30 protein-coding genes and 1 tRNA gene are annotated in these 22,258 nt (G+C 69.6%); 6 read left to right on the top strand and 25 right to left on the bottom strand.

The window, feature by feature from the left end; translation table 11 throughout:
* Positions 1-118: 118 nt before the first annotated feature.
* Complete coding sequence (locus ACVW2K_RS14580) at positions 119-991, top strand: hypothetical protein (RefSeq protein WP_457202991.1); 873 nt, start codon at positions 119-121, stop codon at positions 989-991.
* A gap of 139 nt (positions 992-1,130) precedes the next feature.
* On the opposite strand, the gene ACVW2K_RS14575 is transcribed toward ACVW2K_RS14580, so the two are convergent.
* Positions 1,131-1,421: a hypothetical protein gene (locus tag ACVW2K_RS14575; protein WP_457202990.1), complete on the bottom strand. Its 291-nt coding sequence runs from the start codon at positions 1,419-1,421 to the stop codon at positions 1,131-1,133.
* 298 nt (positions 1,422-1,719) lie between these two features.
* Between ACVW2K_RS14575 and ACVW2K_RS14570 the strand changes: the two genes are divergently transcribed.
* Positions 1,720-2,247 (top strand): hypothetical protein, encoded by a 528-nt coding sequence (locus ACVW2K_RS14570; protein ID WP_457202989.1) that lies wholly within the window; start codon positions 1,720-1,722, stop codon positions 2,245-2,247.
* Here ACVW2K_RS14570 and ACVW2K_RS14565 read toward each other — a convergent pair.
* Positions 2,171-2,614: a hypothetical protein gene (locus ACVW2K_RS14565; protein WP_457202988.1), complete on the bottom strand. Its 444-nt coding sequence runs from the start codon at positions 2,612-2,614 to the stop codon at positions 2,171-2,173. The two genes, ACVW2K_RS14570 and ACVW2K_RS14565, sit on opposite strands and share 77 nt — an antisense overlap.
* A 67-nt stretch (positions 2,615-2,681) precedes the next feature.
* On the opposite strand from ACVW2K_RS14565, the gene ACVW2K_RS14560 reads away from it, so the two are divergent.
* On the top strand, positions 2,682-3,074 hold the full coding sequence (locus tag ACVW2K_RS14560; RefSeq protein WP_457202987.1) for a hypothetical protein: 393 nt from the start codon (positions 2,682-2,684) through the stop codon (positions 3,072-3,074).
* Between the two features lie 83 nt (positions 3,075-3,157).
* Here ACVW2K_RS14560 and ACVW2K_RS14555 read toward each other — a convergent pair whose 3' ends face one another.
* The 7 genes from ACVW2K_RS14555 to ACVW2K_RS14525 form a co-directional block, all read right to left on the bottom strand.
* Positions 3,158-3,406: a hypothetical protein gene (locus tag ACVW2K_RS14555; protein ID WP_457202986.1), complete on the bottom strand. Its 249-nt coding sequence runs from the start codon at positions 3,404-3,406 to the stop codon at positions 3,158-3,160.
* A complete protein-coding gene (locus ACVW2K_RS14550) occupies positions 3,403-3,585 on the bottom strand; it encodes a hypothetical protein (RefSeq protein WP_457202985.1) in 183 nt (60 codons plus the stop codon). Before ACVW2K_RS14550 ends, ACVW2K_RS14555 begins: the two co-directional genes overlap by 4 nt.
* 454 nt (positions 3,586-4,039) lie before the next feature.
* Entirely contained in the window at positions 4,040-6,883 is a 2,844-nt protein-coding gene (locus ACVW2K_RS14545; protein WP_457202984.1) for a class I SAM-dependent DNA methyltransferase, read from the bottom strand.
* A 144-nt stretch (positions 6,884-7,027) separates the two neighbouring features.
* Entirely contained in the window at positions 7,028-7,357 is a 330-nt protein-coding gene (locus tag ACVW2K_RS14540) for a hypothetical protein (RefSeq protein ID WP_457202983.1), read from the bottom strand.
* 77 nt (positions 7,358-7,434) lie between these two features.
* Positions 7,435-7,608, bottom strand: a complete 174-nt coding sequence (locus ACVW2K_RS14535; protein ID WP_457202982.1) for a hypothetical protein — start codon at positions 7,606-7,608, stop codon at positions 7,435-7,437.
* Positions 7,605-7,853, bottom strand: a complete 249-nt coding sequence (locus tag ACVW2K_RS14530; RefSeq protein ID WP_457202981.1) for a hypothetical protein — start codon at positions 7,851-7,853, stop codon at positions 7,605-7,607. The genes ACVW2K_RS14535 and ACVW2K_RS14530 overlap by 4 nt, the downstream gene beginning before the upstream one ends.
* A gap of 24 nt (positions 7,854-7,877) precedes the next feature.
* Positions 7,878-8,210: a hypothetical protein gene (locus ACVW2K_RS14525; RefSeq protein WP_457202980.1), complete on the bottom strand. Its 333-nt coding sequence runs from the start codon at positions 8,208-8,210 to the stop codon at positions 7,878-7,880.
* Between the two features lie 145 nt (positions 8,211-8,355).
* Here ACVW2K_RS14525 and ACVW2K_RS14520 point away from each other — a divergent pair, with 145 nt between their 5' ends.
* Positions 8,356-8,571, top strand: a complete 216-nt coding sequence (locus ACVW2K_RS14520; RefSeq protein WP_457202979.1) for a helix-turn-helix transcriptional regulator — start codon at positions 8,356-8,358, stop codon at positions 8,569-8,571.
* A complete protein-coding gene (locus tag ACVW2K_RS14515) occupies positions 8,571-9,791 on the top strand; it encodes a tyrosine-type recombinase/integrase (RefSeq protein ID WP_457202978.1) in 1,221 nt (406 codons plus the stop codon). The genes ACVW2K_RS14520 and ACVW2K_RS14515 overlap by 1 nt, the downstream gene beginning before the upstream one ends.
* Before the next feature lie 27 nt (positions 9,792-9,818).
* Here ACVW2K_RS14515 and ACVW2K_RS14510 read toward each other — a convergent pair whose 3' ends face one another.
* The 11 genes from ACVW2K_RS14510 to ACVW2K_RS14460 form a co-directional block, all read right to left on the bottom strand.
* Positions 9,819-10,574, bottom strand: coding sequence for a hypothetical protein (locus ACVW2K_RS14510; RefSeq protein ID WP_457202977.1), 756 nt, complete (start codon positions 10,572-10,574; stop codon positions 9,819-9,821).
* A gap of 153 nt (positions 10,575-10,727) precedes the next feature.
* Positions 10,728-10,801, bottom strand: a tRNA-Pro gene (locus ACVW2K_RS14505).
* Between the two features lie 69 nt (positions 10,802-10,870).
* Positions 10,871-11,395 carry a DinB family protein gene (locus ACVW2K_RS14500; RefSeq protein WP_457202976.1) on the bottom strand — a complete coding sequence of 175 codons (525 nt, stop codon included), beginning with the start codon at positions 11,393-11,395 and terminating at the stop codon, positions 10,871-10,873.
* A gap of 38 nt (positions 11,396-11,433) precedes the next feature.
* Entirely contained in the window at positions 11,434-12,378 is a 945-nt protein-coding gene (locus ACVW2K_RS14495) for a hypothetical protein (protein WP_457202975.1), read from the bottom strand.
* A gap of 21 nt (positions 12,379-12,399) precedes the next feature.
* Positions 12,400-13,752, bottom strand: coding sequence for a ribosome biogenesis GTPase Der (gene der, locus ACVW2K_RS14490; RefSeq protein WP_028638441.1), 1,353 nt, complete (start codon positions 13,750-13,752; stop codon positions 12,400-12,402).
* Positions 13,749-14,516, bottom strand: coding sequence for a lysophospholipid acyltransferase family protein (locus tag ACVW2K_RS14485; protein WP_457202974.1), 768 nt, complete (start codon positions 14,514-14,516; stop codon positions 13,749-13,751). The genes der and ACVW2K_RS14485 overlap by 4 nt, the downstream gene beginning before the upstream one ends.
* Positions 14,513-15,184, bottom strand: a complete 672-nt coding sequence (cmk, locus tag ACVW2K_RS14480) for a (d)CMP kinase (RefSeq protein WP_457202973.1) — start codon at positions 15,182-15,184, stop codon at positions 14,513-14,515. The genes ACVW2K_RS14485 and cmk overlap by 4 nt, the downstream gene beginning before the upstream one ends.
* 11 nt (positions 15,185-15,195) lie before the next feature.
* Complete coding sequence (locus ACVW2K_RS14475) at positions 15,196-16,260, bottom strand: prephenate dehydrogenase (RefSeq protein WP_457202972.1); 1,065 nt, start codon at positions 16,258-16,260, stop codon at positions 15,196-15,198.
* Positions 16,250-16,636: a chorismate mutase gene (gene aroH / locus ACVW2K_RS14470; RefSeq protein WP_457202971.1), complete on the bottom strand. Its 387-nt coding sequence runs from the start codon at positions 16,634-16,636 to the stop codon at positions 16,250-16,252. Before aroH ends, ACVW2K_RS14475 begins: the two co-directional genes overlap by 11 nt.
* Before the next feature lie 77 nt (positions 16,637-16,713).
* Entirely contained in the window at positions 16,714-17,106 is a 393-nt protein-coding gene (locus ACVW2K_RS14465) for a VOC family protein (RefSeq protein WP_457202970.1), read from the bottom strand.
* 5 nt (positions 17,107-17,111) lie between these two features.
* On the bottom strand, positions 17,112-17,888 hold the full coding sequence (locus tag ACVW2K_RS14460) for a helix-turn-helix domain-containing protein (protein ID WP_457202969.1): 777 nt from the start codon (positions 17,886-17,888) through the stop codon (positions 17,112-17,114).
* 143 nt (positions 17,889-18,031) lie between these two features.
* Here ACVW2K_RS14460 and ACVW2K_RS14455 point away from each other — a divergent pair, with 143 nt between their 5' ends.
* Positions 18,032-18,622, top strand: a complete 591-nt coding sequence (locus ACVW2K_RS14455; protein ID WP_457202968.1) for a hypothetical protein — start codon at positions 18,032-18,034, stop codon at positions 18,620-18,622.
* Here the strand turns inward: ACVW2K_RS14455 and ACVW2K_RS14450 are convergent.
* From ACVW2K_RS14450 to ACVW2K_RS14430, 5 genes are read right to left on the bottom strand one after another with little or no spacing between them, the layout of a single operon-like run.
* Positions 18,576-19,334 carry a pseudouridine synthase gene (locus ACVW2K_RS14450; protein ID WP_457202967.1) on the bottom strand — a complete coding sequence of 253 codons (759 nt, stop codon included), beginning with the start codon at positions 19,332-19,334 and terminating at the stop codon, positions 18,576-18,578. The two genes, ACVW2K_RS14455 and ACVW2K_RS14450, sit on opposite strands and share 47 nt — an antisense overlap.
* On the bottom strand, positions 19,331-20,029 hold the full coding sequence (gene scpB / locus ACVW2K_RS14445) for an SMC-Scp complex subunit ScpB (RefSeq protein WP_457202966.1): 699 nt from the start codon (positions 20,027-20,029) through the stop codon (positions 19,331-19,333). Before scpB ends, ACVW2K_RS14450 begins: the two co-directional genes overlap by 4 nt.
* On the bottom strand, positions 20,013-20,876 hold the full coding sequence (locus tag ACVW2K_RS14440) for a segregation and condensation protein A (protein ID WP_457202965.1): 864 nt from the start codon (positions 20,874-20,876) through the stop codon (positions 20,013-20,015). Before ACVW2K_RS14440 ends, scpB begins: the two co-directional genes overlap by 17 nt.
* Positions 20,873-21,220, bottom strand: a complete 348-nt coding sequence (locus ACVW2K_RS14435) for a hypothetical protein (RefSeq protein WP_028638450.1) — start codon at positions 21,218-21,220, stop codon at positions 20,873-20,875. Before ACVW2K_RS14435 ends, ACVW2K_RS14440 begins: the two co-directional genes overlap by 4 nt.
* Positions 21,205-22,020: a ParA family protein gene (locus ACVW2K_RS14430; RefSeq protein ID WP_457204070.1), complete on the bottom strand. Its 816-nt coding sequence runs from the start codon at positions 22,018-22,020 to the stop codon at positions 21,205-21,207. Before ACVW2K_RS14430 ends, ACVW2K_RS14435 begins: the two co-directional genes overlap by 16 nt.
* Between the last annotated feature and the right edge of the window lie 238 nt (positions 22,021-22,258).

The following is a 22,258-nucleotide window of genomic DNA, read 5'->3' as shown; positions in this document are numbered from 1 at the left end:
AGACACCAGGCAACATCACATACGGCGGTTTCAGCATTCACACCCGCACCCCCGAACGAGCCTTTACCTTTCTCCGGGCGGACCCACGCCGCTCCACACCAGCTAGCAAGGAAACCAATTGAAGACTCGCACGCGTCGAGCGGCGCTCGCCCTCGCGCTACCCGCACTCCTGAGCGTCACCGCAGCCTGCGGAAACAAAGCCACCGACCCTGAGTCTGAAAGCAACGCCAAGCCCGAGACAGCCCTCGACCAGGCTTGGGACAACTTCGAAGACGTGCTCGCGACCGGTAACCCGACGAAGCTCGAAGACGTTAAGATCCCGCAGGCACCGACCGGCTACACCAAGTTCGACGTCGCAGGACTCGCCGCGCCCCTCATCATGATGATGAACCGGTCCACCGATCCCAGGCTGAGCCGCATGACTCCCGACCAAGCCGTCGACTACGTGTACCTGACGGTGCCGAAGGAGACCGTCCAGTCCCTTCGAGACGGCATCACCGGCTTCACTGCGTCGCTCAACTGGCAGAGCGCCATCGCCTCACGCTTCCCGAGAAACGCTCAGGTCGGTCAACCGGTGTTCATCAACCCTAGCTTCACAGCCAGCCGCGCAGTCGACGACACGTCCCGGCCGTACCTGCGGCTTAACCTGCAGACGTTCATCCGAACCGACGTCACTGTCGACGGCGTCACCCGCCCCACCGTCGTCTTCCGATCTCTGCGACTGAACAGCTACTCGCCGCAGAACATCCAGGACGGTTGGCCTGCTACCGCGTTTGAAGGCAGCCCGTACGGGCTGAGCTACTGCCACCTGTATCGCCAGGACGGAACGGTTGTCCCGCTCACAGATGTGAAGTACTTGGAGAAGGACGCCAAGCGGCTGAAGAACAAGCTTGACGCCGCGGACACGAGGGAGGGAGGCGAGACCGGCGAGACCGGCGAGACCGACGCTCCTGCGGTGAAGAAGCGGTTCGCCGCCGAGGGGTGCAGCTGACCCTCGGCCCGTCGGTGTCAGGCGGCCCGTCAGTAGCGCTGCAAGCTGCTGCTTCGCCTCCGGCGACAGGTTCGCGAGCGCGGCTGCCATGAACTCCGCCAGGAGCTGCTGCTGAGCCTCGGTCGCCGCGACAGCACGCTCAGCCATACCCGCCTTCACACCATCGATCGACGTCCCGCCCGTGATCCGACGCGATCTTCTGCAAGGCCACAGCCTCCACAGCAGTCAGACCCCCGTCACTATCCATCAGATCCCGGGCAGCGGCCACCGAAGCCGACGACAGCTCCAACGCCTCCTGGTACGCCGCCTCCGGGCTCACACCCTTCACGTCGGTCAGGTAGTCCGACAGGCGACGGCGGACCTTCTCCTCAGCGACCGCTGCGCAGCCTTCGCCCGCACCTGCGGAGCCGCACCACCATGCGACGTGCACACCTCCGCACCCTTCAGAGGCGGCTTACGACACGGCGCACCATCAGAACGCCTAGCCGTGCAACGACGACGCTCCTTGGGTGCCTGACCGGACTGGGTCTCCATGGTCAGACCGTCCCGTCGACGACGGCCGCGGCAGGGATCGACTGGACCGATAACTCTACACAAACTCAACACGTACAGAGGTCTTGTGTATCCGTGTTGAGTTACGGTACAGTTCCTGTCATCGAACAAACCAGCCCCGGGGCGGTGATCTCTTGGAGGAGACGCCCCGGGGCCAGCACAGGAAGGATTCCACAATGAGTGGAACCAACATCACGGTCGACGTGACCAACTGGCCCACGCCGGCACGCATCGAGCTCCTCGAGCTCATCGACACCATCGAGGCGCGTCTCTCCGAGGACACCCCCGTCCCCGCCCCCGCGCTGGAGATCCCCGATGAGGTGGAGCCTTCTGGGTGGAACCAGGAGGCCTACCACACCGTCATCCGCGGCCTCCTGGACCGCTACCCGGCGCAGATCTCCGTGATCTTCGAGGCGATCAAGAACGGCACCGGGTACGTCTCCCGCGACCGCGTCTACGAGCTGGGGCACTTCTCGGACGGCCGGTCGCTGAAGGGGTTCACGCGTCCGGTGAACCGCCTGACGGCGGAGGCGGTCGAGAAGGGTCTGCTGCCGGACGAGGACGTCGAGGACCTGCTGCTGCCGGACTACGACCCGAACGTGAAGGGCTTCCAGCGCGCGAGGGGGTTCATCGTCCCGGCGGAGGTCGTGAAGATGGCGAACGAGTGGCGGCGGGAGGCGCAGCGGTCCCGCGAGGCCAGCTGACGAAGTACAACGAGGCCCCCGACAGATGACCTGTCGGGGGTCTCGTTGCGTGTCGTTTGCTCTTGTCCGGGCTAGGCGGTGGCAGCTCCGCCGCCTCGAAGGCCGGCGCCATGTCGAGGTAGGTCGCGGCGTCCTCAGCCGACATCCAGCCGCGGCCGTTCGCGAACATGTGCCGCAGCAGCGACTCGGGAGCCGCTTCGAGCCGGTCCCCAAGGGCGTGCCCTTCGGCTTCGACTTGGGCGCGGTCGAGGCCGACGGTGTAGATGTCGAGGACATCGCCGTCGCAGTAGATGCCGCAGAGGTGCTGCCAGCCTCCGGCGTACTCTTCGGCTTCTGCGTCGGCGCTCGTGTAGATCTCGTCCTCCACGCATTGAGGGTAGTTCGGACACGGCGAAGCCCGGATGTGGGTGTGCTCCGCGTGCGAGACTCCCGGCGTGACGGAGCAGGGGCCGCGGGACCACTGGGACACGTTCAAGTCTTGGCACGGCCAGGAGTCGTTGTACCGCGAGATCTACGCCCGCACGGTGGCGACGCTGGCGGCAGCTCTCGTGATCTACCTGGTGGCGGCGATGGCGGGTCTGGTCGATCGGGAACCGGCAACTCTCGTGGCCGCGGTGGCGCTCATCCCTGGCGTACTGATGCTGATCTTCTCGGTGCCTGGTCTCGTGAAGCACTGGAAGCTCGTGCGGCCGCTCTTCGTGGTCTGGAACGACGATGAGTCGCCTGAGATGCAGCATGCGAAGCGGCTGTACAACAGGTTCACGTGGGGCTGGATCTTCACCGTGGCGCCGGGTTTCATCCTCGCTGCGTTGGTCTTCGGAGCGTGACGAGACCCCCGGCAGGTGGTCTGCCGGGGCTCTCAGGTCACACGGTCCTGCCGGCGAGTTCCTCGCAGTGGGCCAGGTCCTCGTCAGACGGGCGGCTCATCGGACGCACTCCGGGCTGTTCGGTACGGCATCTCTCGGGTTCCCTGGTAGAGCAGCGTCGTACCGTCGCACTCCTTGACGACGCCGTGGACCCGAACCGGGCCCTCCTTCGGGTCGGTGTAGACCGGAAGCGGGTCGGCGATGAAGAAGATCCACACGATCCAGGCCACTACGAGCGGGGTGATGGCGGCGGTGGTGACGATGAGGGCCCGCTCGTAAGGATCGCTACTCATCGGCCAGCCGCCTGGATCGCCTTCGGCGCAGAGAAGACGAGCGCGGCGAGGAGTAGGTCGGCCGTGCCGAGGACCGGCGACGTGATCGCGAGCCAGGACCAGTCGATCTTGCCGACCAGCTCAAGCACGACGAACGCGACGGTCAGCGGTACCGCGAACGAACCTGCGATGCAGGCCAAGACCTAGAAGATGCCACCCAAGACGGCGGACAGGTTGGTGAGCATGGGGACTCCTGAGGGGTGGTGCCCGCCGGGATGCGGGTCCCCTTTGACAGTCCGGTTCGTGCACCCGGTGCGCCACCAGCTTCGACCGAAACCGGACACGACTCGGTCGCCCGTGCCAACATCGGGTCATGGACCAGCAGCCGCCGGCCAAGACGACCTCGCCGACGACCATGAAGTGCGGCTCGTGTAAGCGACTAGTTCGCGAGGGCTGGCCCGCCGGTGAGATGGAGCCGGACGTCTGGTGGCACTGGTCGTGCGTTCAGGCGTGGTGGCGTGAGTCGTCGAAGCTTCCAGGGTCTCAGCGGGACGCGATGGTGCGCGCCGCGGAAGCTGACAAGGCCCATCGCCCTGGTCCCGGGCGTTCGGTGCAGACCGTGAGCGGCGGCCTGCCCGGTCTCGGGAAGCGCCGCTAGGCAGTCATCTCCGCGTACCGCTCGAACAGAACCTGCTGCCGGTCTGCCTCCGCCGGCTGTCGCTTCGTCGACCCGAACGCCCTGTCCACAACCCGATCGAGTGCCCGGTGCGCCTTCAGCAGGTCCGGGTCCATCGCCAACGGGTTGTAGTGCGCCGCCAGCGACCGCTCTGGATGCTTCGCCCGTGCGTCGAGGACACCCTTGCCGGCCGCGATGATCTCCTTCCGCAGCGCCGCCTTCACCGCAGGCAGCGGCAGCGTGTTCCACGTCGTCGTCCCAGCGAACCTGGGGTCGGACTTCAACCGGCCGCCGACCGTCTTTTGCCAGGTGATGAACATGGCCGACGAGATGATTGCGAACCCGAACCCGTCCGGGTCGGGGCACGTGAAGTTCGCGTCCCCGGCGATGACCTCGGGACCGAACCTGGCGACGGTCGCGTACAACCGGTCTTCAGCGAAGTGCCGCGGAATGCACAGGTACGGGACGGTCGGCTGCCGGAGCTCGCCGAACAGGTGCGGCGTCTGCGCGAGTTCTTTTGTGGTGGCCCGGTTACTGGCTGCTCGCTTCTCCCGGACGCTGCCGATGCGTTCCTTCAGCACGGGTGAGTTCGCCACGTCGGCCGGGTCCAGGTCGACGAGCCACAGGCACCACCGGTCGAGGTTGTTGATGAGTTCCCTCGCGCCGACGAACTTGCGGACGTACTTCGCGGCGACCGGGTCCGCGACCACGGCCGCGTGCTCGTCCGGTGAGATGAGCAGCCCGCCGCCGTCGTTCGCCATCGACCCGAACGCGACGACCGGCAGGTCAGCCGACAACGGCTTGCTGCGGGAGGTGACGTACACGGTCGGCGCGTCGACGAGGTACCCGTTGATGCCGGTCGTGACCTTCCGCTCCACCGGTGCGCCGGTCAGCTGCGGGTAGTCGAATAGCCGGCCCTTGTCGGTCCTCGTCGCAGGCGTGCGGGTGAACCCGATGATGACGCAGTGGACGGCGGCCTTGTCTCTCGACGCCGACTCGCTGTTCCACTTGAAGGTTCGGTGCGCGAACTTGATGCGCCACCCCTTCTCGTGGATTCGGGGAAACAGTTCAGGGACGGGCTCACCCTGGGTGATGCTGTTTGTGGTGACGAACGCGAACTCGCCGGCTTTGTTGGCGAGGTATCCGAGCGCCTTCGCGTGCCAGGCGGTCACAAAGTCCAGGTGCCCGACCCTGCTGGTGCCCCACGCAGCCTCAAGCTCTTTCCCCTGCTCGGCATTGCGCGTGTAGTGGCCGAGGAACGGGGGGTTCCCGAAAACGTAGGTGGTGGGCCCGGCCGTCGGCAGGACGGTGTCCCAGTCGGTCGTGAGTGCGTTGCCGTGGTGGATGTTGGCCTTGATGTCGATCGGTAGCCGCTTCGGGAACAGGCCAAGGGTCTTGGCCATCTGCTGGTTCGCCTGGTGATCGACGAGGAACATCGCAGTTTCGGCGATTTTGGCGGGCCACCAGTTGAGTTCGATGCCGTAGAACTGGTCGAGGGTGACGTTGAGCACGTCGGCCGGGTTCAGCATCGGGTCGAGGTCTTCGCCCTTCTTGATGCGGAGCTTCACTAGCAGGTCGAGTTCGAGCTGCCGCAGTTCCCGGTAGGCGACGATGAGGAAGTTCCCGCACCCGCAGGCGGCGTCCACGTACCTGTACGTCTTCAGCGCTGTGTGGAACTCGCGGAGTTTTGGCTCGGTGTGCGTGTTGTCGAGGCGGGCGCGGAACTCGTCGAGGAACAGCGGTCGGAGCGTTTTGAGGATGTTCTCTTCGGAGGTGTAGTGCTCGCCGGCGGCGTGCCGCGCCTCCTTTGACTTGACGGTCTGGAACAGCGACCCGAACACGGCGGGCGAGATGCGGGACCAGTCGAAGTCGCAGCATTCGAGGAGGGCGTCACGCATGCTGGAGTCGAAGTACTGCATTTTGGTGGGGCCGGCGTACAGGTCTCCGTTGACGTACGGGAACGCGGCCATGTCTTCGTCGACGCGCTTGTCACGCTTGTTCTCGGGCGTGTTGAGGACGTCGAACAACGCGGCCAGCATGGGGCCGAGATCGGACCCGTCGGCCAAGGTGCGCGTCTTGATGAACTTGTGGAACAGGCCGCGTTCCCACAGGTTCGCGTCGTCACCGAACAGCAGGAACAGGAGCCTGGTGAGGACGATGGATGCTTCCATTGTCTCGTCGTCCTCCTCTTCGGCGTTCTCGATGTCGTTGTCGACGTCAGCGTCACCGGTGAGCGCGGAGTACAGGGTCCCCATGAGCTTGGCGGCCTGAATGGACGCTTCGGCCTGGTCGGCCGCGATGAGGTCGCCGGGGTCTTCGTCGGCAAGGAACAGGAACGTTTCGACGTGGTCGATGAGGTCCCTGGTGGCGATGGTGATGGTTCGGGTGGGGTCTTCACGCTTCTTCGACAGGTCGGACACCTGGATCGTGGCGAAGTCGGAGGTGACGACCCACCGGGGTTCCATCTGGCGGGTGATGTCGCCACCGAGGAGGTAGTCGCGGGCCTGCATCTCGGCGTTGCTCATGCCCCCGGGGACGGGCCGGGTTATCTTGCCGTCCGACTTCTGCTCGATCAGGAACTGGCCGGGCTTGAACACGTCGATGTAGCCGATGCCGGCGGTGGAGGCGCGGCGGGCTTGGTATTCGAAGATGACGCCGTGGAGGTAGGAGTCCTCGATGCCGTAGCAGCGCATGAGGGCTTTCCAGAAGTCGCCGGTGTGTTGTTTCTCGTTCTTGACGTCGGCGTAGTCGACGACGAACTTGGCGACGCGGTCGCGGATCTCGTTGAGCGAGAGGCGTTTGCTGTTCGACGTGGTAGGCACCAGTGTTCTCCCCGTTGTTGGCTGCCGGGCCATTCTGGACTACGGGTGCCTGCGACGGGCCCGGTTAGTGGTCCCAGGGACCACTCGTTAGTCGGTGTCGCGAAGAGGCTCGACGGCCGTGGTCGACTCGTTCGCGGTTGTCGCTCACCGGTCCTCGGGCCACCAGTCCTGGCCTAGGGGTTCGGTCGAGTCGGTCATCCATCCGGGCACGTCCCAGTCCCATCCGCCCTCCAGCCCTGCCGCCTTCACTGTCGGCAGCCATCTGCGGTCGTAGTGGCGGTGGAACTCGCTCGACGCCCAGGCGCGGGCTTCTGCACGGTCGCGTTCAAGCCGTCGCACCTCGTCGAGGAGGGCCAGGCACGCGTTGGCGACCTCCTCGATGATGTCGACAAGGGCCGGGTCGTCGTCGAGGCCGAGCTGGGCCAGGAACGCGGCGTGCTGGTACCAGTGCCGGCGCTGTTCGGGAGTGCTCATGTGGTCGATGGTGACGCAGGGCGAGACCCCGCAGCGGGTGCTACGGGGGTCTCTCGTCGCAACCGTGGGGCTGCGGTTCAGTTGATGAAACTTGATGAAGGCTGTTTACAGTGCACCGCCTTCCCGACCTTGAACGACGGGCCGACGAGGCACCGGAACGACCGGCGGTGCTGCCAGGCGCGACGCCTGGCGATGACGATGCTGACCGGCAGCTTCGGCAGCTGGTCCTCAGTGGTGATGTTGTCGCTCATGCAGCCACCTCGGTCTGGGGGCAGTCGGTGACGTGCTCGTCGGGACCGCAGCCGGGGTCGCACGGCGGGAGAACCGCCGCGGCCTTGGCGGCCTTCTCCGCGGCACGCGCCTCGCGCTCGGCATCGCGGCGCTTGTTCGCAGCGAGCTGCTGCTCACGAGCGGTGTACGCGTCGAGCTCCATGACGGGCCCGATGAGCCGGCCGGTGAACTCCTCGCCGGCGAGATCGGCGTCCCGGGCCTGCATCAGCACCTCACGGCGGCGGGCCCCCTAGGACGCCTCGAGCTCGGCTTGGTGGGCGCAGAACGCGCCGGTCCGCTGCCGGTCGACACGGACCTTGACGGCGGGCACGAGCTTGCCGACCGAACCGCCGTTGAGGATGGCGCGGTAGGCGGCCTTTTTCTTCTCGGTGAGGGCGTCAGCGGCCCTCGCGGCTGCGACGCCCTCTCGGACGGTCTGCCGGGAGGTCTCGTCGACCTCGACGCCGGGGACGGTGACTCGGGGAAGCGGTTGCGCATGTGGCACTCCGGAGGGGAAGTGGAGGACCGGGATGTCCTCACGCCCCTGGACGGTGCGGAACGGCGTCGACCGATCAAGCAGCATTCGACCCGATCTGCACCCGCGCACACCGTTACCGAACCGTTACCGTGCGTGTTTGCGGCCGTCCAGCCGATCTCCACAGTGACCAGCGGAGTCCAACACCGGACCCAGCGGTCCACACCGCACACACCACCCCGGGACAAACAAGATGAGCACCACCAACCTGGAAGCCCTCGGCATCGACCCGCTGTTGACCATCGACGACGTCGCCGCCTGGCTCGGCAAGTCACGGGCCTCCCTCTACAAGTGGGCGCAGCGCGGCTACGGACCCCGCCCCATCAAGATCGGCAGCGAGCTCCGCTACCGGCGCTCCACGGTCGACACGTGGCTCGACGCACAGACCGAGAACGACGAGGCCGCCTGATGGGCCGCCCGTCCCTCCCCATCAGCACCTGGGGAGTCATCAAGCGTCGCCAGCTCGGACCCGGCAAGTGGCAGGCCCGTGCACAGTTCCGCGACCACGACGGCGTCACCCGGCCTGTCACCGCCCAGGGCAAGACGGGTGCGGCCGCGGAGCAGGCCCTCAAGGAGCTGCTGGCGAAGCGCGCTACCCCGATGGGTGGCGAGGACCTGAACTCGGAGACGACGCTCGCGGTCCTGGCGGACATGTTCATCGAGGAGATTCGCACCGAAGGAGTTCGCAAGACGTCGACCATCGAGGGCTACGAGGCCGTCATCAAACGGTCCATCAAGCCGGCCCTCGGGCAGGTCCGCATCCGGGAGGCGACCACCGGGCGCCTGGACCGGGTCGTGAAGCGGATCCGCGACGTGCACGGCAAGCCGGCGGAGGCCCGCCACGTGAAGGTCGTCCTCGGGCTCATGTTCGACATGGCGATGCGTCACGACGCGACCGCGATCAACCCGGCCCGTGGTGTCACGCGCCTGTCGAAGAAGAAGCGCGAGGTGCAGACGCTCGAGGTGGCCGACCTGGCCGCCATCCGCGAGCTCATCGACGCGTGGGTTCGCCGGCAGCGTCCTGGGCCGAAGACGAACCGCGACTTGGCGGACATCGTCGGTCTGCACCTCGCGACCGGGTGCCGTATCGGTGAGGTCCTGGCGTTGCGCTGGGAGGACGTCATCGACGAGGGCGACCGGGTCCTGGTCGCGGTCACGGGCACGGTAGTGACGCCGAAAACGAAGGGCGGCGGGCCGACGTTCCGGCAGCCGACCCCGAAGAGCGACGCTTCGCACCGCATCATCGTGCTCCCGCCGTTCGCAGCCGCCATCTTGCGTCACCGGCGCGAACTGACCGGTGGTTCCGCTATCGGTGGTGTGTTCACGACCCGCAACGACACGTGGAAGTCCCCGAACAACGTCCGCCGGCAGTGGCGTGAGGCTCGCAAGGGGTCGGCGTACGAGTGGGTCACTCCCCACGTGTTCCGCAAGACGGTCGCGACGCTCGTCGACCGGGAGACCGACACCAAGACCGCGTCGGGACTGTTGGGGCACGCGTCGGAGGACGTGACCCGCGACTTCTACTTGAAGAAGGCGGCGATGGCTCCGGACGTCGCGGACATTCTGGAGCAGTTCGCTCCCCCGCCCGACGACGAGGACGGGGATGAGCCTGACGAGCGGGCGAGCTGACGACGAGTCACCAGGGACCGACACCTCTTACGGGGTGTCGGTCCCTTTGTCGTTATCGGCCTGCTGCCGTGCTTGGCGTTGTTCGCGCATCTGACGCAAGGTCTGCTGCCGCTGCTGGCGCTCCTGCGCTTCGCGTGCCCCACGATCCGCCAGGGTCTCGACGGTGGCGTCGACCTCTCCGCGGAGGAGCGGCGAGTTCTTCAGCTGGGTGCGGATGTCGCGCAGCGCGTCGGCGACGTGGTGGGCGTTGTACACCTCGCTGAACAGCAGATCGTGTTGGAGGCCGAGGTCGACGACGTTCTCCTCGGTCCATGAGTGCCCATGACCGTCGTCGTAGCTGACGGTGAACGTGTACCGCTCGGGTAGCGGCGGGTCGGCGTCGCAGCGTTCGGACATGCGGTCGAAGAACGTGATGAGCTCGTAGCCGGGCGGCATGAGCGGGATCGGCTCGTTGAAGTACCGGACCCCTGAGATGGCAGGCACGACGTTCTGCGTCTGCTGCGCCCGTTCCAGGGGCGGGTCAGGCTTGATGGTGACGTTGAGGGCCGGTCCGGCGCCGACGTTGCGGACGACGAGGTCGATCAGACCGAACATGGTGCGGCCCTGTTCGAAGGTGACGACGACGTACGGGCGGGTCTGGTCGAGCCGTGCGGCTTGTCCCTGCTTCCACTGCCCGTACGCGAACCACGAGCCGGCGGCCGCGGCGAGGACACCGGCTGCGGTGGCGATACTTCCGATGGCGTCCCACGTCTCGACGGTGACCCCGAGGACCTCCTGGCTCATGTGTCCATGGTCGCGGGTGCCGCCGACAGTCCGGGCCTGACGTGGCCGTTCTGGCAGTGAAAACTGTGAGTAAAGTGCGAATCTGGCTAAGCGGTTCGGAAACCACGGAGGCCGGTCCCCCGCGTTTCCGCAGGTGAACCGGCCTCTCATGCGTCGGGCTGACAGGATTTGAACCTGCGACCCCTTGACCCCCAGTCAAGTGCGCTACCAAGCTGCGCCACAGCCCGAACAGCCCCTCATCGGGGCCGCGTGAACACTATCGCAGCGGGCCGCACTCGCTGGAATCGGGTCAGCGCTCAGCCCATCGACTTCTGGCCGTCGATCGTCTCGCGGAGGATGTCGGCGTGGCCGGCATGCTGGGCGGTCTCGGCCACGATGTGGACGAAGGCGCGCCGGGCCGACCAGGAGGCGCCGGGCTCGAACCACGGCGCGGCCGGCAGCGGGTGCCGGCTGTCGAGGTCGACGGTGCGCACCAGCTCGTCGGTGGCGGCCGCGACCTCGTCGTACTCCTCCAGCAGGCCGTCGAGGGTCTCGTCGTCGAGCATCCGGAAGCCGTCCCGGTACGCCAGCACCTCGGCGGGCGGGTTGCTCCAGTCGATGTTCGCCCAGTCGACGTCCGGCTGCTCCGCCGGCCCGTGCACGACGAAGCCGGCCCAGTTCTTCTCGACCGCGGCCACGTGCTTGACCAGCCCGCCGAGCGAGAGCTCACTGACGGTCGGACGGGAGCGGGCGGCCTCGTCGGTGAGGCCACGGACGGTGAACCGGAACAGCTCCCGGTGCTTGCGGAGGAGGTCGAGGAGGTCGTCGCGTTCAGTGGTCATGCGAGCAGCCTAGGAAGTCATCCGGCCAGTTCCTGGCCTCAATCGGAAACCTGTCCGGAGTCCGGTGAGACCTGCAGCGACGACGTGTCGACCGCCACGAACGACGAGGCCGGGATCTGCTTGAGCTCCTCGATCAGCCGCGCCGGCCAGCGCGCGCTCTGCTCGCCCTGGAAGTACCACGGCGACCCGTTGTCGGCGAGCACCAGTCCGTACTTCTTCATCGCCTTGATCACCGTGACGGCGTAGGCCGAGTAGCCGCTCGTCGAGAAGCCGGCCCGCAGCCGGAACCGCGCGCCCATCGGCGGGTAGGACAGCGACGACTCCGATCCCGCGTCGTGCCGGGCCGGCCAGAGGTGGTGCTTGCTGGAGACGTCGGTCGTGAACCGGATCGCGTGGTCGACCCGCCCGGCCTTCACCTCGTTCCACCGCAGCAGCCCCGGCAGGATCGGCAGGCCGGCGGCGTCGGCCGACGTCCAGCCGTCCGGGCGGAGGTCGTTCGAGCGCAGCGACCACACCGCCCCGGAGCCGGCCACCCAGTGCCCGTCGCGGATCCGGGTGTTCCAGGTCTCGTACAGCCGGCAGGCGCCCTTGTCGACGACGATCGTGTGCTTGTCCCCCGAGGAGCCACGGCCGCCCTCGACCCGGGTGTCGGCGCCGAGCGGGTACCGGACCCGGTCGCTCTCGGAGGCGTAGTCGAACCGCACCCGCACCTTCGGGTGCGACGAGCTCACGACCGTGATCGGGATGCCGTAGTTCGGTCCGTCACCGAAGGACGGCCCGAAGTCGGGGTGCAGGTCGACGTCGGTCGACATGTGCGAGAGCCACTGCCGGCTGCGCGCGTGCACCGGGAGGTGGCTCACGTCAGCGTGCCACCAGTTGTCCGAGGGGAACTCCGAGCAGTGGGTGCCCGCGACCGGCGTCGCGGAGACGGGCGCCGCGACGAGCGCGGTCGCCGCCAGGATCAAGACGAGCAGTCGTCGCATGCGCCGACGGTAACGCCACTGTCAGCGCTTGCGCTTCTCCCGCGGGCGCTGCTGGAGCACGATCGGGGTGCCGACGAAGCCGAACTCCTCGCGCAGCCGGCGCTCGATGAACCGCTCGTACGACGCGTCGAGCTTGCCGCTCGTGAACAGGATGAACGTCGGCGGCGCGGTCGTGGCCTGGGTGCCGAAGAGGATCCTCGGCTGCTTGCCGCTGCGCACCGGGTGCGGGTGCTCGGCGACCAGGCGGCCGAGGAAGCCGTTCAGGGTGCCGGTGGAGATGCGGGTCTCCCAGCCCTCCAGGGCCCGGTCGAGCGCCGGGACCAGCCGGTCGACGTGCCAGCCGGTGCGAGCCGTGACGTTGATCCGCGGCGCCCACTGCACCTGCACCAGCTCGCGCTCGATCTCGCGCTCCAGGTAGTGACGACGCTCCTCGTCGACGAGGTCCCACTTGTTGAACGCGATCACCAGCGCCCGGCCAGCGTCGCGCACCGTCTGGAGGATCCGGACGTCCTGCTCGGAGATCGACTGCTCGGCGTCCAGGACGAGGACGGCGACCTCCGCGCGGTCGATCGCGGTCGAGGTGCGCAGCGAGGCGTAGTACTCGTGCCCGGACGCCTCCTTCACCCGCTTGCGGATGCCCGCGGTGTCGATGAACCGCCAGGTCCGCCCGCCGAGCTCGACCAGCTCGTCGACCGGGTCGACGGTGGTGCCCGCCACGTTGTCGACGACGACGCGCTCGGACCCGGCCAGCTTGTTCAGCAGCGAGGACTTGCCGACGTTCGGCTTGCCGACGATCGCGACCCGGCGCGGGCCACCGACCTCGGGATCACGCTCGGGCGGCGCCTCCGGGAGCGCGGCGAGCACGGCGTCCAGCATGTCGCCCGAGCCGCGGCCGTGCAGCGCGGAGACCGGGTAGGGCTCGCCGAGGCCGAGGTTCCAGAGCCCGTAGGCCTCCGCCTCGGCGCGCTGGTCGTCCACCTTGTTGGCGGCCAGCACGACCGGCTTGCCGGACTGGCGCAGGATCCGCACGACCGCCTCGTCGGCGTCGGTGATGCCGACCGTCGCGTCGACGACGAACAGCACGGCATCGGCCAGGCCGACGGCGATCTCGGCCTGGGCGGCGATCCGCTCCGCGAGGCCACGGGCGTCGGGGTCCCAGCCTCCGGTGTCGACGACCGTGAACGCCCGGCCGTTCCAGTTCGCGTCGTACGACACCCGATCGCGGGTCACGCCGGGGACGTCCTGGACGACGGCCTCGCGACGGCCGATGATCCGGTTCACCAGCGTCGACTTGCCGACGTTGGGCCGGCCCACGATGGCGAGGACGGGTACGGGGCCGAGCGCCTCCGCGGCGGCAGGCTCGAGCTCGGTCATGGTGCTCCTTCATCGGTGACCCCGGTGGCGGGGTCTGGATCTACGTCGGTCGGCGGCAGCGGACCCGGGAGCTCTCTCCCGGTCGACGCTCGCGCCCGGTTCAGCTGGACCAGCATGTGCTCCCGCAGGAACAACGAGGCCTTCTCCACTTGTTCCCGCGTCCTCGGCCACGGCTCGGGCTCGGTGCGCCACACCTCGCCGAACACCAGGTCGATCGTGGCGCCGCGCCGGGGCAGCGACCCGCTGGTGCCACCGGGCTCGCGGGTCCCGAGCATCGTCACGGGTACGACGGGCGCTCCGGACACCAGCGCCAGGTACGCCGCCCCGCGGTGGAACCGCTCCAGGTCGCCGGCCCCACGGCTGCCCTCCGGGTAGATGCCGATCGCGCGGCCGTCGCGCAGCGCCTTCAGGCAGGTCCGCACCGCCCGCGGGTCGGCGTCGTAGCGGTCCAGCGGGATCTGCCCGGAGTGCCAGAGGAAGTGGCCCAGGGGGCCCCTGAACATCTCGACCTTGGTCAGCACGTGCGCGGGCCGCGGCGCGAAGACCGCCAGCAGCGGGCCGTCCATCACCCCCACGTGGTTGGACGCGTAGATGATGGGACCGGACGCGGGCACGTTGCCGGGGTCGGCGACGCGCACGTCGTACCGCCGCCGGAACAGCCAGCGGGCCAGCGGGCGGAGCGGTGAGTGCAACAGGTACCGCGGCGCACCCTTGACCCGGTCGCTCCGCGGCCGGTCCAGGTGAGCCAGGGTGCTGCTCCTCACGTGCGCGCCTCGGCGTCCTCGACCAGTGCGACGACCAGGCCGATGACCTCGTCGAGCGTGTGCCCGGTGGTGTCGATCTGCACGGCGCCGTCGGCCATCACCAGCGGTGCGGTGGCGCGGCCGGAGTCGATCTGGTCGCGGGCGAGCAGGGACTCGCGGGTGGCCGCGACGTCCGCGGCACCCTGCTCGGCGGCCCGGCGCTCGGCGCGGGCGCCCGGGTCGGCGCTCAGGTACACCTTCACCGGCGCGTCGGGTACGACGACCGAGCCGATGTCGCGGCCCTCGACGACGATCCCGCCGTCGGTCGCGATCACCTCACGCTGGAGCTCCAGGAGGCGCGCGCGCACCTCGGGCACGGTGCTGACCGGTGAGACGGCGGCGTTGACGTCGTCCTGGCGGATCGCGACCGCGACGTCCGCGCCGTCGACGGTGATGGTCGGCGCGAGCGGGTCGGTGCCGGAGACGATCCGGGGCTCGGTGCAGCGGGCGGCGACCGCGGCGGGGTCGTGGACGTCCACGCCGTGGCGGAGCATCCACCAGGTCATCGCCCGGAACATCGCGCCGGTGTCCAGGTAGCGCAGCCCGAGCCGGTCCGCGACACCCCGAGAGGTGCTGGACTTGCCGGATCCGGAGGTGCCGTCAATCGCGACGACGAGGGGGCTGCTCACGGAGCGTCAGCCTACCGGTGGGTCACCCATCCCCGGGATTCGAGCGAGCCGAGCAGGTGCTCGGCGCGGGTCTCGTCGACGATCAGCTCGACCAGGCCGACCGGGCGTCCGGGGTCGTGGTCGATGTGGATGTCCTCGATGTTGACCTCGCTCGCGCCGGCGTCCGCGAACAGCCGCGCGAGCTCGCCCGGGTGGTCGGGGACCGACACGAAGACCGAGCGCATCGGCCGCACCGGCGCGCCGTGCTTCCCGGGGATCGCCGCGGTCCCCGCGACACCTTCGCGCAGCACGGCCTCGAGGCCGCCGCGATCGGCGGTCGCGACGGCGTCGATCAGCGTGTCCAGCTGGCTGCGGATCTCGCCGAGCAGGCCGAGCACCGCCTCGGCGTTCTGCGTGACGATCTGCCCGTAGAGCGCCGGGTCCCCCGCCGCCACGCGGGTGACGTCCCGGACGCCCTGCCCGGTGAGCGCCAGGTGGCCCTCCGGTGCGTCGGCAAGGCGGGCGGCCACCAGGGAGGCGAGCAGGTGGGGTACGTGCGAGGTCCGCGCGACCGCCCGGTCGTGCTCCGCGGGGGTGAGCCGCACCGGCACGCCGCCGCAGACGCCGACGAGTGCCTCGACCAGCGCGACCGCCTCGGGCGCGGCGCCGTCGTGCGGTGCGACTGCCCACGGCCGGCCGTCGAAGAGCGCCGCGCTCGCGGCCAGCGGCCCCGAGCGCTCGCTGCCGGCCATCGGGTGGCTGCCGACGTAGCGCTCGGCACCCGGACGCCCGGTGACCGCGGCGAGCGGGCCGGTCTTCACGCTGCCGACGTCGGTGACGTACGCGTCCGAGCCCTCCAGCGCGCGCACGATCTCGGCGCCGAGGTGGTCGGGCGGCACGGCGACCACGACCAGCTGCGGCCGGTCCTCGGGGCGACGCGGCCGGCCGGCGCCGAGACCGGACGCCGTGCGCACGTGCTCGGGCGCGGAGTCGGTGAGCAGCACGTCGATCCCGGCGCGGCGGCAGGCCAGGCCGATCGACGTGCCGAGCAGGCCGGTGCCGACGACCTCGACGGGTCCGGCCAGCTCACTCCGCATCGGGCACCGCCCGCACCCGCGTCAGGTCGCGGCGCAGCGCAGCGGCTCCGTGCAGGTAGACGTGCGTGACGTCCGAGCGCGGCAGGTCGGTCTCGACGTGCGCCATCATCCGCACGACCCGCGGCATCGACCCCTCGATCTCCAGCTCGCGGGCGCAGATCAGGGGGACGTCGCCGAAGCCCAACCGGCGGGCGGCGTACGCGGGGAACTCCGAGTGCAGGTCGGAGGTCGCGGTGAAGACCACCGAGATGAAGTCGTCCACCTCGAGCCCGTTGGCCGTCATCACGTCGGTCACCATCTCGGCCACCCGGTCGAGCATGTGGTCGCGCACGTCCTCGTCGAGCTGGGTCGCCCCTCGCACTGCCCTGACTGCCACGCGGCAAGGCTAGCGAGGCTCGACGGCCCGGCCGGTCCGGTCTCATGCGCCGCGGGCTGGTCGCGCGGCGAGCCGCCCTACGACGGCTGGTAGCTCCCGAACGACCAGTGGTTGCCCTCGGGATCCTCGACGCTGCCACCGCGACCGCCGTAGTCCTGGTCGACCATCTCCCGGACCACGGTCGCGCCGGCGCCGACGGCCCGGTCGAACACCTCGTCAGGGTCGTCGGTGACCAGGTACACCGCCGAGCCCCCGACGTTGGTCACCGCACCGTCGGGGCGGTCGCTGCCGAACATCAGGCCGCCCCCGCCCGGCCAGAGCCACTCGGCGTGCACGACCACCGACGGGTCGTTCTCGTCGCGGTACGTCGCGTGCTCGACGATTCCGATCGCGGACAGCCAGGCGATCATCGCCTCGGCGTCCCGGAAGGACATCGTGTACCAGAGCTTGATCTCGGCTGCAGTGCTCATGCGACTCACTCTTCCCCGGGTCGAGCACCCACGTCTTGGAGGAACGGGAACTCCTCGCGCAGCCAGGTCGTCGGCGGGCACCCGGCGAGCGCGACCCACTCGCGGGTGAGGTGGGCCTGGTCGGCGTACCCGCACCGGTGCGCGACCTCGGCCAGCGGCGCGCGGCCCACGAGCCGGCGCGAGGCCTGGAAGCGGCCGATCCGCTGCACGTGCTTGGGTCCGACACCGCACTCGGCGCGCACCAGCGAGCTCAGGTGGCGGCGGCTGTACCCGACCTCGTCCGCCACGGCCTGGACGGAGGTGCCCCGGGTCAGCCGCGCGAGCGCCCGCCCGACCTCGGCCCGCGGCGGGGGGACCTCCTGCAGCGCCCCGACCAGCGTGCGTTGCACCAGCGGGACCCGGGCGGCGGCCGGGGTCCCGGACAGCCGCTCCGGCAGGTCGCGCAGCCACGGCGCGACGTCGTCCAGCTCGAGCAGCTCCCCGGCCAGCGCTGCCGCCGGGACGCCGAACAACGCTCGGGCTCCGGCGGTCGTCAGGGCCAGCTGGACCCCGGCCTGGTGTCCGCTGTGGTGTATCTCGGCGGGTCCCGCGTGCAGCCCCGACACGGTCGACCACCGCGCCGTGCGACTGTCCGGCCGGCCGCGCCAGCCCACGTCCAGCGGCGCCCCCACCGGGAGCACGACGGTCAGGGTCGTGGACGGCAGCCCCCGGTGCACGCCCGGGCCGCCGAGGTCGACGTCGTACGCGACCACGGAGGCGACGTACGGCGCCAGCGCCCGCATGTACCGAACATTACCGATGACCTCTTGCGAATGCCGCGACACAGGCGGATCGTGGAGCAATGGTGGTCTCGTACGGTGTTCCAGACGGCCTTCCGACACTCTCCCGCGGCAAGCACAGGTCGCCCCGCAAGGGTGCCTGCTTCATGGAGATGGCGTCCGTCCTCGCTAACGAACCCTGGAGTGACAAGCCCCGCTGCACCGATCCGCTCCTCGCGCAGCTGGCCCGGCTGGTCAACGACCACAGCACCGACGCCGCGCGCAGCGACCTGGCGGTGCTGATCCCCTCGGTGATCGGCGTGCACGGCACCGGCCTGGCGTGGGACGTGCAGTTCGTCGCCGCGGTGGCCGGCGAGGCGATCGTGGACGTGCCGGAGTACCTCCAGCGCGCACTCGCCGGCGGCCTGATCCGCTGTGAGGAGCTCGCCGGCTCGCTCGGCCTGCTCGTCCCGGGCCTGCGCGACGCGCTGGACAGGGTGCCCGGCGCGGAGACCTGGGCCCGCCAGTGGCTGGACGGGAACCCGCTCACCGAGAAGCAGTTCCGCCGGCGCTCGGCGCCCCAGGTGGTCCGCTGCGCGGTGCGCGGGATCGCCACCGGCGCCGTGCCGGACCCCGACGCCCGGCTCGCCGACCTGCTCCGTGTCGGCATCGAGACCGGTCGCCGGCTCGCGCCGCCCGCCCCGGCGACGACTACAGCTGAGCGACGTCCAGCAGCTCGCCCAGCTCGGCGAGGCTGAGGTCGCGCATCTCCCCCACCGGCAGCCGGCCGAGCTGCACCGACCCGATCGCCGTGCGCGTGAGCCGGCGCACCGGATGGCCGACGTGGTCGAGCAGCCGGCGCACGATCCGGTTGCGGCCCTCGTGGACGACCAGCTCGACGATCGACTTCGACGCCGACGCCTCCACGATCCGCGCCCTGCGCACGGTCACCGGTCCGTCCTCGAGCGTGACGCCCTCGAGCAGCTGCTTGACGACCCGCCGGTAGACCTCCCCCTCGACCTCCGCGACGTAGGTCTTGTCCACCTCGTACGACGGGTGGGCCATCCGCTGCGCGAAGTCGCCGTCGTTCGTCAGCAGGATCAGCCCGGACGTGTCGGTGTCCAGCCGGCCGACGTGGAACAGCCGCTCGGGCCGGTCCGCGACCAGGTCGCCGAGGTTCTTGCGCCCCTCCGGGTCCGACATCGTGGAGACGACACCGCGCGGCTTGTTCAGCACCAGGTAGACCTTCTCCGAGATCGGCGGCAGCCGCTTGCCGTCCACCCGGATCACCGCCGTACGCGGGTCGACCTTGGTGCCCAGGCGGGTGACGACCTCGCCGTCGACCTCGACCAGCCCGCCGAGCATCAGCTCCTCGCACTTGCGCCGCGAGGCGACGCCGGACTGCGCGAGCAGCTTCTGCAGCCGGATCAGTCCGTCGTCGTCGGTCTCGAGGCCGACCTCGTCGCTCACGTCGGCTCGGTCCCCCCGTCGGGCTCGGTGCCGTCGCCGGAGTGCGGCGAGTGCGGGTGCGGCTGCTCGGGCTCGGCCTCCGGCGTCGGCGCGGACGACTGGCCGGACGACTGGGCCATCTCGGCGAGCTCGTCCTCGAGGTCGTCCATGTCCGGCAGGTACGGCGCCAGCTCCGGCAGCTCGTCCAGCGACGTGACACCGATCCGCTCCAGGAAGTAGCCCGTGGTGCGGTACAGGTTCGCTCCGGTCTCGTGGTCCTGCCCGGCCTCCTCGACCAGGCCACGGGTCAGCAGCGTGCGCATCACGCCGTCGACGTTCACCCCGCGGATGGCGGAGACCCGGGCGCGGGACACCGGCTGCTTGTAGGCCACCACCGCGAGCGTCTCCAGCGCGGCCTGGGTGAGTCGCGCCTGCTGCCCGTCGAGGACGTAGCCCTCGACCACCGCGGCGTACTCGTCGCGCGTGTAGTAGCGCCAGCCGCCGCCGACGTTGCGCAGCTCGAAGCCGCGGCCCTGCTCGGTGTACTCCGCGGCGAGCTCCCGGAGCGCCGCGGCCACGGCCTCCACGGGGTGGCCGACAGCCGTCGCGAGCGCCATCTCGTCCAGCGGCTGGTCCGCCACCATCAGCAGCGCCTCGAGGGACGGGCGCAGCTCCGCCACGGGTACGTCGAGGGTCTCGTCAGTCGTCTCGGTCATCATCGTTCCCCTCAGCTGCGGGCGCCGCCTCGGGCGGCGCGCCGTCGAACTCGTCGGTGATCAGGTCCTCGACGTCCGCGTCCTCGTCGCCGGTCCAGCGGACCGTGAGCTCGCCCAGCGGCGTCACCTGGTCGAACGCGACCGCGCCCTCGCGGAACAGCTCGAGCAGGGACAGGAACCGGGCGACCGTGGTCAGCCGGTCCGGTGAGTCGCCGCACAGCGCCCGGAACGTCATCGTTCCCTGCCGCTGCAGCCGCTCGACCACCAGGGCCGCCTGCTCCCGCACGCTGACCTTCGCGGCGTGGATGTGGTGCAGCGAGAGCTCCAGGACCGGCTTCGGCTCCATCGCCTTCGCCGCGAGCTGCGCGAACTGGTCGAGGCCGATGCCGATCAGCACCTCGGGCAGCAGCCCGGCGTACCGCTCCTCCAGCCCGACCATGCGCGGGTGCCGCTTCGCCTCACCGGCGAGCCGCTGCGCGAGCACGGCCGCGACCTGCTTGAACGCCTTGTACTGCAGCAGCCGCGCGAACAGGAGGTCGCGCGCCTCGAGCAGCGCCAGGTCCTCCTCGTCCTCGACGTCGCCCTGCGGCAGCAGCCGCGCGGCCTTGAGGTCGAGCAGGGTGGAGGCGACCAGCAGGAACGACGTCGTCTGCTCCAGGTCCCACGTCGAGCCGCCGGCCTTGACGTGCGCGATGAACTCGTCGGTGACCGTCGAGAGCGACACCTCGGTGATGTCGAGCTTGTGCTTGGCGATCAGGCTCAGCAGCAGGTCGAACGGGCCCTCGAAGTTGTCGAGCCTGACCTCGAAGGCGGGCGCGGTGTCCTGGGCTTCCTGCTGGGCGGTCATTCCTCGATCAATCGTCGCACCAGCGCGCTGTCGTCGCCATGGGACTCGAAGTCAGCGAGCACCATCGCGATCGCCTCGCGCACCAGGCGGCCACGGTCGACCGCCAGCCCGTGCGAGCGTCGCAGCACCAGCCGGGCGTGCTCGAGGTCGAGCAGCTCGTCGGAGGTGACGTACACCGTCATCTTCTCGTCGTGCCGGACCCGTCCGCTCGGCTTCTTCGGACCGGAGCGGTCCTCAGCGTCTGCCGGCTCCTCGTCGGCACGCTGCGACGTCGGCTGCGCGACAGCCGGGGCGGTGGGGCGGAACAGGTCGTCGGCAGCGGGAAGGCTCACTCGTCGAGACAACGAGCCAGCACCTCCTTGGCCAGCTGGCGGTAGGCCTCGGCGCCGGCGGACGCGGAGGCGTACGTCGTGATCGGCTCGCCCGCGACCGTGGAGTCGGAGAACTTCACGGTGCGCCGGATGACGGTGTGGAAGACCTTGTCACCCCACGCCTGCACCAGGCGCTCCATCACCTCGCGGCTGTGCAGCGTGCGGCCGTCGTACATGGTGCCGAGCACGCCGTCGATCTCGAGCTTGGGGTTGAGCCGCTCGCGGACCTTGTCGATGGTGGTCTTGAGCAGCGCGACACCGCGCAGCGCGAAGTACTCGCACTCCAGCGGCACGATCACGCCGTCCGAGGCGGTGAGCGCGTTGACGGTCAGCAGGCCGAGCGAGGGCTGGCAGTCGATCAGGATGACGTCGTAGTCCGCCATCGCCGGGGCGAGCACCCGCTGGAGGGTCTGCTCGCGGGCGACCTCGTGCACCAGCTGCACCTCGGCGGCGGAGAGGTCGATGTTCGACGGCAGCAGGTCCATGCCCGGCACGCCGCTCGGGACGACGACCTCGCGGATGTCGACCTCGCGGTCCATCAGCAGGTTGTAGATCGTGAGGTCCATCTCGTGCGGGTTCAGCCCGAGGCCGACGGACAGGGAGCCCTGCGGGTCGAAGTCGACGAGCAGCACCTTGCGGCCGTACTCGGCCAGCGAGGCGCCCAGGTTGATCGTCGTCGTGGTCTTGCCGACGCCGCCCTTCTGGTTGCACATCGAGATCACGCGGGCCTGGCCGCGCTCGGTCACGGGGCGCGGCTCCGGCAGGTCGGGCATCGGGCGCCCGGTCGGACCGAGCTTGGCCTCGGCCGGGGGGCGCTCGAAGGGAAGGGCGTCGGCCACGTGGTCCTCTCGGGGATCTGGTGCATCGGGGGAAGGAGGGACGGGGGTGCGGACGACGGGCGGCATCGTGCCGGCGACGCTGCCGCCGGGCGCCGAGGTCGGGCCTCCACCGAACGTGCCGCCTGCGTTCATCGAGCGCTCCCTCATCCATATGTCGACTCGACGACTTGTG

It is taken from the genome of Nocardioides sp. HB32, from assembly GCF_054058995.1.
This window is presented reverse-complemented; position numbering and strand designations above follow the sequence as displayed.